Annotated in this window: 13 protein-coding genes; 7 read left to right on the top strand and 6 right to left on the bottom strand. The window is 57.1% G+C overall.

The window, feature by feature from the left end:
- The gene (gene gabT / locus C5L39_RS08795; protein ID WP_123048506.1) at positions 1-1329 is read right to left on the bottom strand and encodes a 4-aminobutyrate--2-oxoglutarate transaminase; all 1329 of its coding nucleotides are present in this window, start codon (positions 1327-1329) and stop codon (positions 1-3) included.
- A 128-nt stretch (positions 1330-1457) separates the two neighbouring features.
- Between gabT and C5L39_RS08790 the strand changes: the two genes are divergently transcribed.
- The 4 genes from C5L39_RS08790 to C5L39_RS08775 are packed head-to-tail and all read left to right on the top strand — an operon-like array spanning position 1458 to position 4980.
- Positions 1458-3005 carry a PucR family transcriptional regulator gene (locus tag C5L39_RS08790; protein WP_123048505.1) on the top strand — a complete coding sequence of 516 codons (1548 nt, stop codon included), beginning with the start codon at positions 1458-1460 and terminating at the stop codon, positions 3003-3005.
- 9 nt (positions 3006-3014) lie between these two features.
- Complete coding sequence (locus C5L39_RS08785) at positions 3015-3338, top strand: putative quinol monooxygenase (RefSeq protein ID WP_123048504.1); 324 nt, start codon at positions 3015-3017, stop codon at positions 3336-3338.
- Positions 3339-3360: 22 nt separating this feature from the next.
- On the top strand, positions 3361-4251 hold the full coding sequence (gene ppk2 / locus C5L39_RS08780; RefSeq protein ID WP_123048503.1) for a polyphosphate kinase 2: 891 nt from the start codon (positions 3361-3363) through the stop codon (positions 4249-4251).
- A gap of 6 nt (positions 4252-4257) precedes the next feature.
- On the top strand, positions 4258-4980 hold the full coding sequence (locus C5L39_RS08775) for a DUF1648 domain-containing protein (protein WP_123048502.1): 723 nt from the start codon (positions 4258-4260) through the stop codon (positions 4978-4980).
- Here the strand turns inward: C5L39_RS08775 and C5L39_RS08770 are convergent.
- A complete protein-coding gene (locus tag C5L39_RS08770) occupies positions 4977-5762 on the bottom strand; it encodes an HAD family hydrolase (RefSeq protein ID WP_123048501.1) in 786 nt (261 codons plus the stop codon). The two genes, C5L39_RS08775 and C5L39_RS08770, sit on opposite strands and share 4 nt — an antisense overlap.
- A gap of 32 nt (positions 5763-5794) precedes the next feature.
- Here C5L39_RS08770 and C5L39_RS08765 point away from each other — a divergent pair, with 32 nt between their 5' ends.
- Positions 5795-6814, top strand: a complete 1020-nt coding sequence (locus C5L39_RS08765) for a 3-hydroxyisobutyryl-CoA hydrolase (protein WP_123048500.1) — start codon at positions 5795-5797, stop codon at positions 6812-6814.
- Here C5L39_RS08765 and C5L39_RS08760 read toward each other — a convergent pair.
- Both C5L39_RS08760 and glcB read right to left on the bottom strand, forming a co-directional pair.
- Positions 6807-7913: a DUF6882 domain-containing protein gene (locus C5L39_RS08760; protein WP_126268748.1), complete on the bottom strand. Its 1107-nt coding sequence runs from the start codon at positions 7911-7913 to the stop codon at positions 6807-6809. The two genes, C5L39_RS08765 and C5L39_RS08760, sit on opposite strands and share 8 nt — an antisense overlap.
- A gap of 254 nt (positions 7914-8167) precedes the next feature.
- Positions 8168-10366 carry a malate synthase G gene (gene glcB / locus C5L39_RS08755; protein ID WP_123048498.1) on the bottom strand — a complete coding sequence of 733 codons (2199 nt, stop codon included), beginning with the start codon at positions 10364-10366 and terminating at the stop codon, positions 8168-8170.
- 465 nt (positions 10367-10831) lie between these two features.
- Between glcB and aceA the strand changes: the two genes are divergently transcribed.
- Both aceA and rraA read left to right on the top strand, forming a co-directional pair.
- Positions 10832-12127 (top strand): isocitrate lyase, encoded by a 1296-nt coding sequence (aceA, locus tag C5L39_RS08750; RefSeq protein WP_123048497.1) that lies wholly within the window; start codon positions 10832-10834, stop codon positions 12125-12127.
- A 113-nt stretch (positions 12128-12240) separates the two neighbouring features.
- The gene (gene rraA / locus C5L39_RS08745) at positions 12241-12738 is read left to right on the top strand and encodes a ribonuclease E activity regulator RraA (protein ID WP_123048496.1); all 498 of its coding nucleotides are present in this window, start codon (positions 12241-12243) and stop codon (positions 12736-12738) included.
- A gap of 117 nt (positions 12739-12855) precedes the next feature.
- Here rraA and C5L39_RS08740 read toward each other — a convergent pair whose 3' ends face one another.
- Entirely contained in the window at positions 12856-13221 is a 366-nt protein-coding gene (locus tag C5L39_RS08740; protein WP_123048495.1) for a hypothetical protein, read from the bottom strand.
- On the bottom strand, positions 13221-14852 hold the full coding sequence (locus C5L39_RS08735; protein ID WP_123048494.1) for a peptide chain release factor 3: 1632 nt from the start codon (positions 14850-14852) through the stop codon (positions 13221-13223). The genes C5L39_RS08740 and C5L39_RS08735 overlap by 1 nt, the downstream gene beginning before the upstream one ends.
- Between the last annotated feature and the right edge of the window lie 59 nt (positions 14853-14911).

Below are 14911 nucleotides of genomic sequence, written 5' to 3'. Positions count from 1 at the left end.
TTAGGAGTTGGCGTTAATGGACTTGACTAGGACGTTAAGTCCATCGCGGAGTAGTTCTTCGCTGATCACCAGCGGCGGCAAGAGGCGGATGACGTTTCCATCCATGCCGCAGGTCAACAGCAAGATGCCCTGGGCCTTGCATTCGGCGGCGACCTTAGCGGTGAGTGCAGCATTGGGGTGGCCTTCGGCATCGACCAGCTCAAGAGCAACCATCGCTCCACGTCCACGGATTTCTGCGACTGTGTCCTGGCCGTTGAGCGGTTCGAAGACCTCACGGATAATGGCCTCGATCTCAAGCGCCCGAGCAGCGAGATCGTGTTCTTCCATCTCAGAGATGGCAGCAATTGCCGCGGCGCAGGCGACGGGGTTGCCACCGTAGGTGCCTCCGAGTCCGCCAACTACCGGGGCATCCATGATCTCGGACCGGCCGGTGACCGCTGACAACGGCATGCCACCAGCAATGCCCTTGGCAGTGGTGACCAGGTCGGGGACAACCCCTTCTTGATCGCAGGCAAACCAGGAACCGGTGCGGCAGAGACCTGCCTGGATCTCATCGGCGACGAAAACCACGTTGTTCTCGGTGCACCACTGGCTCAGTGCGGGCAGGAAGCCTGCGGCTGGTTCGATGAATCCACCCTCGCCCTGGATCGGTTCGATGACCAGGCAGGCGAGGTTTTCTGCGCCGACCTGCTGTTCAATGGCCCGGATGGAGCGGGCGGCGGCCTCTGCACCGGAAAGCCCATCGCGTAGTGGGTAGGACATCGGCGCGCGGTAGACCTCGCTGGCCAAGGGGCCGAATCCGGTCTTATAGGGCTTATTCTTGGCGGTCATGGCCATCGTCAGGTTGGTTCGCCCGTGGTAAGAGTTATCAAAAACGAGCACTGCGTTCTTGCCGGTATAGGAACGCGCGATTTTCACGGCATTTTCTACCGCTTCGGCACCGGAGTTGAGAAGGACTGATTTCTTGGCGTGATCTCCGGGAGTGATTTCGTTGAGTTTTTCGGCCACTGCCACATAAGACTCATAAGGCGAGACCATGAAGCTGGTGTGGGTGAAATGACTGGCAGCTTCGGCTACTGCCTCGGCGACCTTGGCGTTGGATGCGCCAACGCTGGTCACCGCGATGCCAGAGGCAAAGTCGATGAAGGAGTTGCCGTCGGCGTCGAGTAGCACGCCGCCATCAGCATCAACTACCCAGCCGGGCAGTCCGGGGGAGACGGCTGCGGTGACCGCTGCTTCTCGTCGAGCGCTCAACTCGCGGCTTTTAGGGCCGGGCAATGCGGTGGTGAGCTCACGACGCTGGGGGAGACGGTAGGTCAGGTCTTTCATGGAAGCCTCAATTATTTTCGGGGATCGATTGTTGTTGAGGATGAGTATGCGCTGGGATGGAAGCACAGACCATGTACTCTGTGGCGAAAGCAATCCTAAAAATTGTCCAGAATGGATAGTTGCCAACTATGTCTGAGATATTTGTACCCGCCGAAGAGCTCAGCCTGACGTGGCTCTACCGACAACGAAGCCTTAATCTGCGACCGCTATTGCGTGGATATGATTCCTTCTCGGTAGTTCAACCCAGTGAACTGGTAGAAACGGTCGAATTCGTTCATTCCGGTGCGATTATCCTCACCGTCGGAGTGGCATTGGACTATCGGCCAGGCGCCATCGAAGACTATGTCCACAGGCTCGGCGACGCCGGAGTAGTCGCCATTGGATTCGGGACGGGAATGATCGTTGATCGGGTTCCACCCCGGCTAATCGACGCCGCCCGCCATCAGGGACTCTCAGTGTTCGAGGTGCCCCGGGAGACTCCATTTGTTTCGATTCTCTCCGTGGCACAGGAGGAGCTAGCACTGCGTCGGCTCCGTGGTCAGCAGCGTTTGCTCGAAGTCCAGGAAGTGCTGAACCAAGTTGCGGTGGACCGGGGCGTTGGTGATTTAGTCGCCACCACGGCTGAGCACCTTGGCGCGTCGATCATGATCACTGACAATGATGGCCGAGTTGTTACTCATATTTCTCAGGGTGATGATCGAACGTTTCTCTCCGGTATTGTCGAAAAGTCGATCGCAGAGAAAGGCCGAAGCTCTGCCTTCCGGATGGCTGGGAGATACGTTCTTATTCATCGCATGATCGGGGAAGGGGAGCGCTATCACCTACTCGTGGCAGTGGGCTCACGGCCATTCGAATCGCCGGAGCGCAGCGTGATCAAGCATTGTGCAGGCCTAGCTGCGATCATTTTGCAGCGGCCAGATTCCTTAAGGCGTGCTACCAGTGAGCTCAACACTTTGGCCATGTCCGTGTTACTGGGAACGGACAATAGTCAACAGGCGATGGCTGATGTGTTCGCCACGGCCAGTGATTCTGCCGGACGGGTACGCCCAGTAGTAGTCAGCGCTGATAATAGCCGCAGCTTTAATCGGGCAAATATGCTGCTAGATCATCACTTGGCGGATGATGGCCGACAGATGTTCGCGCTGAGCCTAGGAGACAATTCCGCTCTGATGCTCTTTCGGGGTTCCAGATCAGTGCCAGAGATTATCTCCCTCTTTGGACAGGGAGTCGAACACACCAGAATCTCCCTCGGTAATCCTGTGCGTTGGCAGGATCTCCGTATGCGCATCGTCGAAGACCTAGCTGCGGTCGCAGAGACTCTCCAACCTGGACAACATGCGGGTCCCGAATCTCGTACTCTACGTTGGCTCGATGACACAGCGGTCCGGGGCGCATTGGCTACGCGTTTCAATGAGACCTATCAGCGACTTTTTGATTATGACCAAGAATCTGGTGTCGTTCTTGCACAGACTCTCGATATCTATTTGCGTTCAGGCGGCAAGATCTCGACCACTGCAGATCGGCTTGGTATCCATCGACATACGGTCCGCAGCCGCTTAGCCACCGCTGAGCGGATCTGTGAAGTCGATCTTTCGGATCCCGTGGCTTGTGCAGAGCTACTCCTATTGTCACTGGGTGAATCTCGAACCTGGCGAGATTCTGCCCAGCACCGTTAGAATTGAGTCATGATCCTCATTAATGTCCGATTCCGTCCACTTCCCGAGTACGTTGAGAACTTCCGCGTGACCGTGTCAGAGTTTACTGAGGCCACACGCGCGGAACCTGGCTGTATTTTCTTTGATTGGTTCCGAAACACAGATGATCCGAATGAATACCTTCTCATTGAAGCCTTCGACGATGATGCTGCTGAGGCTCATGTGGGTTCGGCCCATTTCCAGAAGGCCACGGAAATGTTCCCAGCCATACTGAAAGAGACTCCACAGATCATCAACACTGTGATTCCGGGTAAAACTGGGTGGGACCGCATGGCTGAGTTCAGCGTCGACTAGTTCTAACGGTAGGCTCTTTGACATGGGAAAAAAGGACAAAGCGGACAAAGATAAGACTCCTTCGCCAGCTAAACTCAACCGGCAAGCCTATGAAAAAGAACTCAAGCGCCTGCAGGCTGAGCTGGTTGACCTTCAGCAGTGGGTCGTTGAAACCGGTGCACGTGTGGTCATCATCATGGAAGGCCGCGACGCTGCGGGAAAGGGCTCCGCTATCAAGCGGATCACTCAGTACCTGAACCCGCGCAGTGCACGTATTGAAGCCCTGCCGGCCCCGAACTCTCGGGAGCAGGGCCAGTGGTACTTCCAGCGCTATGTGGAAAAGCTGCCCACCGCTGGTGAGATCGTCATCTTTGACCGCTCCTGGTACAACCGCGCTGGCGTTGAGCGCGTGATGGGCTTTTGCTCCTCCCAGGAGTACCGCCGCTTCCTACACCAGGCTCCGATCTTTGAACGCATGCTTGTCGAAGACGGGATCATGATCCGTAAATACTGGTTCTCAGTCTCCGATGAGGAGCAGGCTGCACGCTTCCAATCCCGGTTGGAAGATCCGTTGCGTCGCTGGAAGCTCTCACCGATGGATCTGCAGTCGATCACCCGGTGGGAGGAGTACTCCCGCGCTAAGGATGAGATGTTTATCCACACCGATATTCCCTCCGCACCGTGGTTCACCGTGGAAAGCGAAGACAAGAAGCGTTCGCGTATCAACGTCATTGCGCACCTGCTCTCGACCATTCCTTATGAGAAGATCGAGCGCCCCTTGCCCGAGATCGTTGATCGTCCAGGTCCCTCCGGAAACTACCAGCGCCCCCCGCGCGATGAGTTCCGCTATGTTCCGGATGTTGCCGCGAAGCTTGAGCGCGACCGCCAAGAAGGCAAGAAGAAAAGCAAGAAGAGTAAGAAAGACAAGAAGTAGCGCTCAATGAGTTCCCCGGTGGAGAGCACTGCCCCAGTTCCGTGGGCGGTGTACTCCGCCGGACTCATTTTTATCGCGATCTCCACTGCGTTTTCCCTGACCTATTTCGATCAGCTTCCAGACCCGCTGCCAGTGCATTTTAATGCGGCAGGTGAAGGTGATGATTTTACAGCTAAATCACTGCCGAGTTTTTTGACTGTTCAACTGCTCGGTCCGGTGATCCTCATGGCCACGGGAATAGGTAGCTCGGCGCTGGTCAGCCAACAGGCAAAGAGTATTGCGCAGGGAGATTTTCCAGGCCAAGACAATTCGCAACAGAAGCGCACGCTGGCACTTTTTCAAGCGATTCAACGTCCCTTGGCGTGGTTTATGATCACGATCTTGGTGGTCATCTCCCTAGGAATCCACCAAAGCTATGGGGCCTTCGGGGATTTTTCTTTCAGCATCTGGTGGATGCTGATCGCTATCGCATTGAGCTGTATCGGCTTGTTCGGAGCTATCGCACGCATTAATCGCCAGCTAGATGAGCAGTACCCACCAGCCAATGATCATGAGCGGCTCCGCTGGGGAATGTTCTATTTCAACCCAGATGATGAGCGGGTCCTAGTCGACCAGCTCTCCGGAGCCAACCTCACCTTCAACTTTGCCAAGCCAGCAGCATGGTGGATCCTCGCAGCGATCCTTGCTCCCATGCTGCTGACTGTCGGCTTGGCAATCTGGGCCAGCTAGTCTGCCAGCAGTTCCTTCAATACCGTGACCACGCCGTATTCGGTGTTCGCAGGGGCGATGTGGTCGGCGATGGCCTTGATCTTGGGGTGGGCATTGGCCATGGCATAGGCTGTACCAGCTGTTTCTAGCAGCTCCAGATCGTTGAGATAATCGCCGAAGGCGAGGGTTTGTGCCTGCGGGATACCAAGAGTGTCTGCTAGAGCGAGTAACGCGCGTCCCTTGCCTGCGTTCGGGCTCATCACATCTACCCAATGTGCGCCAGAGACCACGACATTTTCATCAGGCGCAGCAGCTTTAATCACCGGATAGATGATCGCTTCAGCATCCTGATTGGTGAAAGCAGCTACCTTGATGACCCCTTGCTCGGCCACCTCATGTAAGTCGGAGACTTCCGTAGTGGAGAAGTAGTATTTGTCGATTTCTGCGCGGGTTTCGGGGCCTAGCTCTGGCTGGATATAGGCCATCTCGGGGGTACAGATGACTAGATCAAACTCATCAGCGGAATCAATGATGGCATGGACTGCCAGTGGATCTAGCTCAGTGGTGGAAACCACCGATCCGTTGTGAAAGACGCACGTGCCGTTTTCAGCAATATAAGTACCTGGGTCAAGCTGTCCGCTGAACATAGAACGCAAGGTGGCCAATTGTCGACCCGAGGCCGGTGCGATCGTGATTCCCCGAGAAGTGGCTTCGGATAGAACGTCCCAAAAACCCTCTGGGATAGCTCCCTGTCCATCAAGTAACGTGCCGTCCATATCCAGGGCGATGAGGCGATGTTCCATCAGGTGTTGTTTTCCTCCGTAGACTTGTGAGCATGATTACACCGACGACTGACGCGCCCGTGCTGGTGTCCATTCGCCAGACTACCGGCGTGCTGGAGCTTAACCGCCCGAAGGCTCTCAACAGCCTCAATCATGACATGATCACGATTATCGCTGAAGCCCTCGAAAGCTGGGTAGCTGATGATCGCATCACTCAAGTCTTGATCGTTTCTCATTCTCCGAAAGCATTTTGCTCCGGCGGCGACGTGCGTTTCGCTCGTGAAGGAATTATCAACGGGCAACAAGCCGATATTGACGCTTTTTTCGCCGAAGAATATGACCTCAACCATGTCATCTCGAACTTTCCGAAACCCTATATCGCGTTGATCGATGGCATCGTCATGGGCGGAGGATCAGGAATTTCTCTCCATGGCTCACATCGAATAATCACGGACAAAGCCTGGCTTTCGATGCCAGAGATGGCGATCGGTTATATCACTGATGTTGGTATGTCTTATCTCTTACAACGGCTTCCGGGCGCTAACCCGGCCATCGGCGCATTCATTGGACTCACCGGCTACCGTTTGACCCCAGCAGACCTCATTCACACTGGGGCGGCCACCCATATGGTTTCGGATGCAGCTGGGTTCGCCGAGTCTGTCATCGCGGAGGGGATTGAGGCCGCGATTGTCGAATATGCCCTCGATTCCCAGAGCCAATCTCGGCTTGCAGAGTTAGCAAAAGACATTAATGCCACCTTCGATGGCTCCTCATGGGAGCGTATCGACGCCGCACTGGCAACGCACCCCAACCATGAGTTCCGCGAGCTAGTTCAAGAACTGATGTCAGCCTCCTCGCCCTCGGCGGTAATTGCCACCGCAGAGCTCTTTGCTGCTAACCGCCAAGCCAAAGACCTCCGTGCAGGCCTCGATAATGAACGGCGTTTGGGCGAACTAGTACGCCGTCATCCGGACTTCGTGGAAGGCGTTCGTGCCGTGTTGGTGGATAAAACCCGCGACCCGCACTTTCGTCCAGCTCAAGACGCGGAGTTTTTCCGCCAGGTGCTCAGCTGATCTGACGATGAGCTCGGTAAGCGCTCTGTGCTCGGTCAAGATCTAGCTCGGGGTCAATCGGCGCTTGCCACGTGGCTGCCACCGCAGCCTCGGTGGGAGCGGGAAGGTGCAGCTCCGGGGCGTCGAGAAGCACTACCGCGGTGGTGTACGCGTTGAGCGGGCAGTACCCATGAGTCCACATGCCAAGTATCGGTTTAGCCGCATCCGTGAGATCTAGTTTCAGTGCTTCGGGAAGCGGACACTGCTCTTGGAACAGAGCCGGAATTCCATGGTCGAGGCCGAATTGACGAAGATTGGCACTCTCATTTGGTGGTAGATGAGGATCGGCCCAAGCCCATGTCCACTCTTGATCAGTGATCGTGGCGATGACGATGGCCTTAGCCTGCAGACGCTGATCTACCAGTGCTTTGCCGCGGTTGAGATCGACTTTGAGCTCAGCGTTGGGCCAGCGTCCTTCGTAGAAGAGCTGGTGCTCAGCGGAGAAGAATCGCGCGTCGGCCCGAACATCCGCGAGCGAGAGACCCCCAGCGACATCAATGACTCGAGAACCCGCCAACGTGACTTCGGTGCCATCGGAAAGAGTCAGCACATCACCTTCGTTGCGGATACCCAGGCCTCGTGCAGCGGCGAAACCCATCAACGCGCGGTGAATATCAAGGTGGCCATTTTTGGTGTTAACCACCGCAGCTAAGCCCGCGATCAGGGCTGGGCGCGTCGGTCCTGGAGCCGGATGGAATCCGACAGCGATGGCCCGGGTGAGGTTCTCGGTAGGAGCCAATAGAATAGGGACATTCCCATTGAGAGTGCGGGCAGCCGCAATGAGGGCGTCGCTGGCGGGAACACCATTATGGAGTTCTGGAAGCTCCAGTTGCGGGAAGTCCTGTTCCCAGGTCCATTCCTGATTCTGGATCGTGGCCACCAACCGGCCTGGTAGATCCAGTGGGTCTTTTCCTGATCGGTGTACGCGGACTTGCTCACCGCTAAATTCCACCCCGGAGATCTCACCAATGTCAGCGAGCCAAGCGGCGTCAACACCTGCTTGGGTAAGTGCTCCATCAGAGATGAGGTCGGACAAATTTCTTGGGGCGGGGAAATCCATGGACCCAAGGGTAGTACCGCGGGCCAACTCGTTGCTATTGAGATAGAGGTTGAAACCGTCAGGGCGTGGTTAAAGCACTATGTTGTGGATGAAAATAATCGGGTCAATTGATCGCCGGCTGACGTGGTGGATCGGTGGGGGTACTGGCTTTGCGATGTTTGCGAAGATACCGGAGGCAAAAAGCAAGCCCCGACCACCTATTAAAGGTGGACGGGGCTACTTAATAACCTAGTAAATCTGTGAGGATTTACGCCTTACTTGATGCCCTGGCGCAGCTTGAACTCGCGACGCTTGGCGTGCAAGATCGGCTCGGTGTAGCCGGAGGGGGACTTGGTGCCATTGAAGATCAATTCCTTGGCAGCCTGGAAAGCGATGGAGTAGTCGAAATCATCGGCCATCGGCAAGTAGGTCGGATCGCCCTCGTTCTGGCGGTCGACGACTGATGCCATTCGTTCGAGGGACTCGATGACCTGCTCTTCGGAAACGACACCGTGAACCAACCAGTTGCACAGCAACTGGGAGGAAATACGCAGTGTAGCGCGGTCTTCCATCAAGGCGACATCGTGGATGTCGGGGACCTTGGAGCAACCAACACCCTGCTCAACCCAGCGAACAACATAGCCCAAGATGGACTGGCAGTTGTTGTCGAGCTCTTCCTTCTTCTCTTCGTCCGACCACTCGGTGGACGGGGAGACCGGGACGGTCAGCAGGCGAGAGAAGGTGTCGCGGCGACCTGCAGCCTTGAGCTCTTCTTGGACAGCGAAGACGTCGACACGGTGGTAGTGAGTGGCGTGCAAAGTAGCGCCGGTCGGGGAGGGGACCCATGCGGTGTTTGCACCTTCGCGGGGCTGAGCGATCTTGGCTTCAAGCATTTCGCCCATCAGCTCAGTCATGGCCCACATGCCCTTGCCGATCTGAGACTTACCGGACAAGCCACGTGCCAGACCAGCGTCGACGTTGGCATCTTCGTAGGCTTGCTTCCACGGTGCGGTCTGCATGGCAGCCTTGCGGACCATAGCGCCAGCCTGCATGGAGGTGTGGATCTCATCGCCGGTGCGGTCAAGGAAGCCGGTGTTGATGAAGGCCAACCGGTCAGCGACGTTCATGATGCAGGAGTCGAGGTTGACCGAGGTGCGACGCTCCTCATCCATGACGCCGACCTTGAGGGTGTAACGCGGCAGGCTGAGCAGATCCTCAACGCGGGCGAATAGGTCATTGGTGAAAGCAACTTCGTCGGGGCCGTGCTGCTTGGGCTTGACGATGTAGATGGAGCCGGTGCGGGAGTTACGCAGTGGGTTACGGACATCCAGGCCTGGGATAGCGCAGATGGTCGTGATGACTGCATCCATGAGACCTTCGAAGATCTCCTCGCCGTCGACCAAGATGGCCGGGTTCTGCATGAGGTGTCCAACATTGCGGACAAACAGCAGAGAACGGCCGTGGAGACGGATATCGGTGCCGGTACGGCCGATGAACTCTCGGTCTGGATTCAGCGCACGAGTGATGGTCCGGTCGCCCTTGGCGACTTCTTCTTTCAGCGAACCGGTGTTGAGTCCGAACCAGTTACGGTATCCGAGGGTTTTGTCCTCGCCGTCGACAGCGGTGACAGAGTCTTCGAAGTCCATGATGGTGGAGATCGCAGATTCGAGGACGATATCAGTGATACCGGCCTTGTCATCCTTGCCCACCGGGGTGGTCGGATCGATCTTGAGCTCAATGTGCAGGCCGTTGTTGCGCAGCAGGATGGACTCCGGATCACCGAAGACGCCGGAGAAGCCGCGGTAGGCGCTCTTGTCTTCCAACCGGTACTCGGAGCCTGAGATGTGTGCGGCGAGGTATCCATCGGTGATGGAGTAACGATCGACGTCAGCGTGGGAGGCGCCCTTCAACGGGACGGCGGCATCGAGGAATTCACGGCCCCAATCAATGACCTTGCGGCCGCGGGCAGGGTTGTATCCGCGGCCCTTCTCGGCGCCACCCTCATCGGAGATGGCGTTGGTGCCGTAGAGGGCATCATAGAGTGATCCCCAGCGTGCGTTCGCAGCATTCAATGCAAAGCGAGCGTTGAGAATCGGGACGACTAGCTGCGGGCCGGCCATGGTCGCGATTTCATCATCAATGCCGCGAGTGCGGATTTCGCCGTCCTCGGGAGCATCGACCAAATAGCCGATTTCACGGAGGAAAGCCTCTAGCTCAGCGGGGTCGGGTTGGCCAGAGTTTGCTTGGAAATGCTCATCCATTTTGGCTTGGAGCTCATCGCGACGAGCCAGCAGTTCCTTGTTGCGGGGCGTGAAATCCTTGACGAGCTCAGCGAATCCTGGCCAGAAGTCGTCGGCGCTGACCCCTACCGCGGGAAGAACATCCTCGGCGAGGAAGTCATGCAGGACCTTGGCAACCTGAAGGCCTGCGATCTCAATGCGCTCGGTGGTGTCCCTGGACTCAGTCTGAGTCATCTGAAGCTCCTTGAAAAGTACGGAATATGCATGGTCAGTCGCGTCTTTGCGATAGACCCAGACTAAGTGATTTCAGTCACGGGGTAAATGATTTTGCGGATTTAGCCACATATTACCCCTGTTGTCTGGCCGGTCTCACCCCTACATTCTGGAGACTCCTGAATCGATACCGACGATACCTGCGGTTTTGATTTCCATTCGTTTGTGCAGGCTGGGCCGGTTGCTGGAAAACGGAATGTCTACGGGCCAGAGTTGTGAGTTTTGCAAAGTTAGCAAAAACCCCCGCTACCCCCGCACACAACTTGAACCGCCAAAGTCGTTGACGTGGGGCACTTTATCGACCATTCTGTGAGACACGCCACCGAATAACTTGGACTTTAGAAGCCCGCGGTGGATCCTCCTCCATACCCCCGCCCGGAAGCCTTATGCGACCGGAGCACGAAGACAGGAAAGTGAGTCCCCTCAATGACCACTACCGGCCAGGCACGTACCGCAGCTGAAATCCAGAAGGACTGGGACGAAAACCCCCGCTGGGAAGGCATCACCCGCGATTACACCGCTGAGCAGGTTGCCCAGCTTCAGGGCAACGTCATCGAGGAGAACACCCTCGCCCGCCGCGGTGCTGAGATCCTCTGGGAAAACGTCTCCAAGCGTGACGGTTCCTACATCAACTCCCTTGGTGCCCTCACCGGCAACATGGCAGTTCAGCAGGTCCGCGCTGGCCTGAAGGCTGTTTACCTCTCCGGTTGGCAGGTGGCCGGCGACGCTAACCTCGCAGGTCAGACCTACCCGGACCAGTCGCTGTACCCGGCAAACTCTGTCCCCAACGTGGTTCGTCGTATCAACAACGCGCTGCTGCGCGCCGACGAGATCTCCCGCGTCGAGGGCGACGACTCCGTCGACAACTGGCTTGTTCCGATCGTTGCTGACGGCGAGGCTGGCTTCGGCGGCGCGCTGAACGTCTACGAGCTGCAGAAGTCCATGATCACTGCCGGCGCTGCCGGTACCCACTGGGAAGATCAGCTCGCTTCTGAGAAGAAGTGTGGACACCTCGGCGGCAAGGTCCTCATCCCGACCCAGCAGCACATCCGCACCCTGACCTCTGCTCGTCTGGCTGCTGACGTCGCCGACACCCCGACCGTCGTCATCGCTCGTACCGATGCTGAGGCCGCCACCCTGATCACCTCCGACGTTGATGATCGCGATAAGCCCTTCATCACCGGTGAGCGCACCGCTGAGGGCTTCTACAAGATCAAGAACGGCCTGGAGTCTTGCATCTCTCGCGCCAAGTCCTACGCTCCTTACGCAGACATGATCTGGATGGAGACCGGTACCCCGGACCTCGAGCTGGCCAAGAAGTTCGCCGACGGCGTCCACGCTGAGTTCCCGGACCAGCTGCTGTCCTACAACTGCTCCCCGTCCTTCAACTGGTCCGCACACCTTGATGCAGACGAGATCGCTAAGTTCCAGAAGGAACTGGGCGCAATGGGCTTCACCTTCCAGTTCATCACCCTCGCCGGCTTCCACGCACTGAACTACGGCATGTTCGACCTGGCCTACGGCTACGCCCGCGAGGGCATGCCCGCCTTCGTTGACCTGCAGAACCGTGAGTTCAAGGCAGCCGAAGAGCGCGGCTTCACCGCCGTCAAGCACCAGCGTGAGGTTGGCGCCGGCTACTTCGACACCGTCGCCACCACCGTTGATCCCCAGTCCTCCACCACCTCCCTCAAGGGCTCCACCGAGGAAGGCCAGTTCCACTAAGGACTAGCCACAGATAGACCATCTAGTTGATAATGGCATGAATCGTGATAGCTCACGGTTCATGCCATTTTCTGTTTTCCTGACTCAGGCCACCTACAGAAAGAAGCTCTCCTATGTCCATCACATTTATCGCCACTGCCGATTTGGTTGACATCATCGGCGAGAACGTTCGTTCCTGCGATACCCAGTTCACCAACTACGGTGGGGTCACCGAATTCTGCGGACCGATCACCACCATCAAGTGCTTCCAAGACAACGGTTTGGTGAAAAAGACGCTCAACACGCCCAACGAAGGGGGAGTGCTGGTCGTAGATGGTGACAGCTCCGTCCACACCGCTTTGATGGGCGATCTCATCGCCGCTGCCGGGGTAGAAAACGGCTGGGCCGGAGTAGTCATTCTCGGCGCTATCCGGGATTCTGCTGTAGTGGGCACCATGACATTCGGGGCCAAGGCGCTTGGTACTAACCCGCGTAAGTCCGCCAAAGACGGCGTAGGGGACAAGGATGTCACCGTTTCCTTTGGCGGAGTGGAATTCGTCCCCGGTCAGATTCTCTATGCCGATTCCGATGGCATTGTCGTGACGGAATCTCCGGTGGACGCTCCTGCCTAATATCCAATCTCGTGTGGTTCAGGAGTGGTTAATACTCCTGGAATGCACACGCAAAAAGCTCCTCTCCAGGTCTTGGTGCGTAAGCGGCCTGGAGATGAGCTTTTTCTAGGACTAGCTTTAGTCCACCACTACTGCGAGATTTAAGCCCTCGATCTCGTAGACGCCAGGTCCATCTGAGACCAGATCGACTATAGAATCGGATACTCCCGGCAGCATCGGGATAATCCAACCGACATCCGGGTCATAGGCGGGAGAAAGCCGGGCATCTTTGACCGGGATCAAATTGACGCTGGAATGATCGCCGACAAGAAGGTGCGGGCGACGTGATCTTGCGGCTTTGACCAACACTGCTGCCGTCTCCGCGTTGACACTAATGATAACCAGGCTCTCTGCGGTGCTTACTGTCAATGCGGAGACGGATATCTGGGCAATATTGCTCGGGACAGAGACTAATTCGCGGCGACCAAAACCAAAAATGCCCATTAGTCTGCGACCATCGGATCCATCGTCAGCTCGGGATGTTCCTTTTCAATGAAGGCAAGCTTCCACTTATCGCCAAAGAGCGCGATGAGCTCGCCGTCAGTTCGGGTGAAGATCTCCACTCCGCGCTGGCGGCTGAGCCCCGGGGCGGATTCTGCATCAGTGCGTCGGGCAACCGAGTAGGGGATCGACTCGGTGACGGTCTCGACGTTGTATTCGTTGTCCATCCGAGCCTGCATCACCTCGAACTGCATGGGGCCAACGGCAGCCATGACTGGGTTGGCATCGCCGCGGGCATCGTTGCGCAGGATCTGAACAACCCCCTCGGAATCGAGCTGTTCGAGTGCCTTACGAAACTGCTTGTACTTGCCCAGCGACTTGGCCCGCAGCGTACGGAAGTTCTCCGGCGCGAATTGCGGCATCGGTGGGTACTGACATTTGCGGCCAGCGTAGAGAGTATCGCCTGGGGCTAGGGAGCCAGCGTTGACCAAGCCGACGATATCTCCGGGGAAAGCGGTCTCGACCGTTTCACGGGTACGACCAAACACCGTTAGCGCATATTTACTAGAGAAACTACGCCCAGACTGGGCATGGGTAATCTGCATTCCGCGGTCGAATTCCCCGGAAGCCACCCGCATGAAGGCTAGTGAATCTCGGTGTTTGCGATCCATGCCCGCTTGTACCTTAAACACCACACCGGAGAAATCATCGTTGACATTACGAACCACGTCGATGGCAGTGCTCGATGCCTCGACGACCTTCGGGTCGCTCTCACGAGGAGAGGGCGAGGGAGCGATCTCGCACAGGGTATCTAAAATTTGGTGGACACCGAAGTTGAGCATGGCGGAGGCAAAGATCAACGGAGAAGTGACACACTGCTCGAACATCTCTTGATCATGCATAGCTCCATCGGCGGCCAGTAGTTCGGCCTCTTCGACAGCGCGTTCCCAGTCAAGTTCTTCTTTTTCCGCCGCCTGCTCAGAGGAGTAGATCTCTTCTGGTGCGATGGTGGAACCACCGGCGGTGCGAGTGAAGTGGATGTACTCTTCTGCTTCGCCCTCATCGCTTACTCGGGCCAGACCGCGGAAGTCTCCGGCGATACCTACTGGCCAGAACATGGGGGTGGGCTGCAATCCGATCTCGGAGACGATCTCATCGACGAGCTCTAGCGGTTCCCGGCCTGGCCGGTCCCACTTGTTGACCACGGTAATGATCGGCAGGCCGCGAGCTTTGCATACTCGAAAGAGCTTGAGAGTTTGTGGCTCCAAGCCCTTAGCAGCATCAATGAGCATGACTGCGGCATCGACGGCAGTGAGGACGCGGTAGGTGTCCTCGGAGAAATCCGCGTGACCTGGGGTGTCGACGAGGTTGATCATGTAGGGACGACCCTTGTGGCCTTCGGGCGCGTATTCGAATTGCAGGGCGGAGGAGGCCACGGAGATACCGCGATCCTTTTCCATCTCCATCCAGTCCGAGACGGTTGCTTTACGGCCGCCTTTTCCGTGGACGGCGCCGGCTTCGTTGATCACGTGCGCGTGCAGCGCCAAAGCCTCAGTCAGGGTGGATTTACCTGCGTCGGGGTGGGCAATGACGGCGAATGTGCGGCGACGTGAGGCCTCAGCGGTGGTGCTCATGTTTAGCCAGCGTAGTCGCTGTGAGGACAGGAGCCCGAACCGGTTGCGTCAGTATCCCC

Source organism: Corynebacterium alimapuense, assembly GCF_003716585.1.
In the GTDB taxonomy this organism is placed as follows: Bacteria; Actinomycetota; Actinomycetes; order Mycobacteriales; family Mycobacteriaceae; genus Corynebacterium; species Corynebacterium alimapuense.
This window is presented reverse-complemented; position numbering and strand designations above follow the sequence as displayed.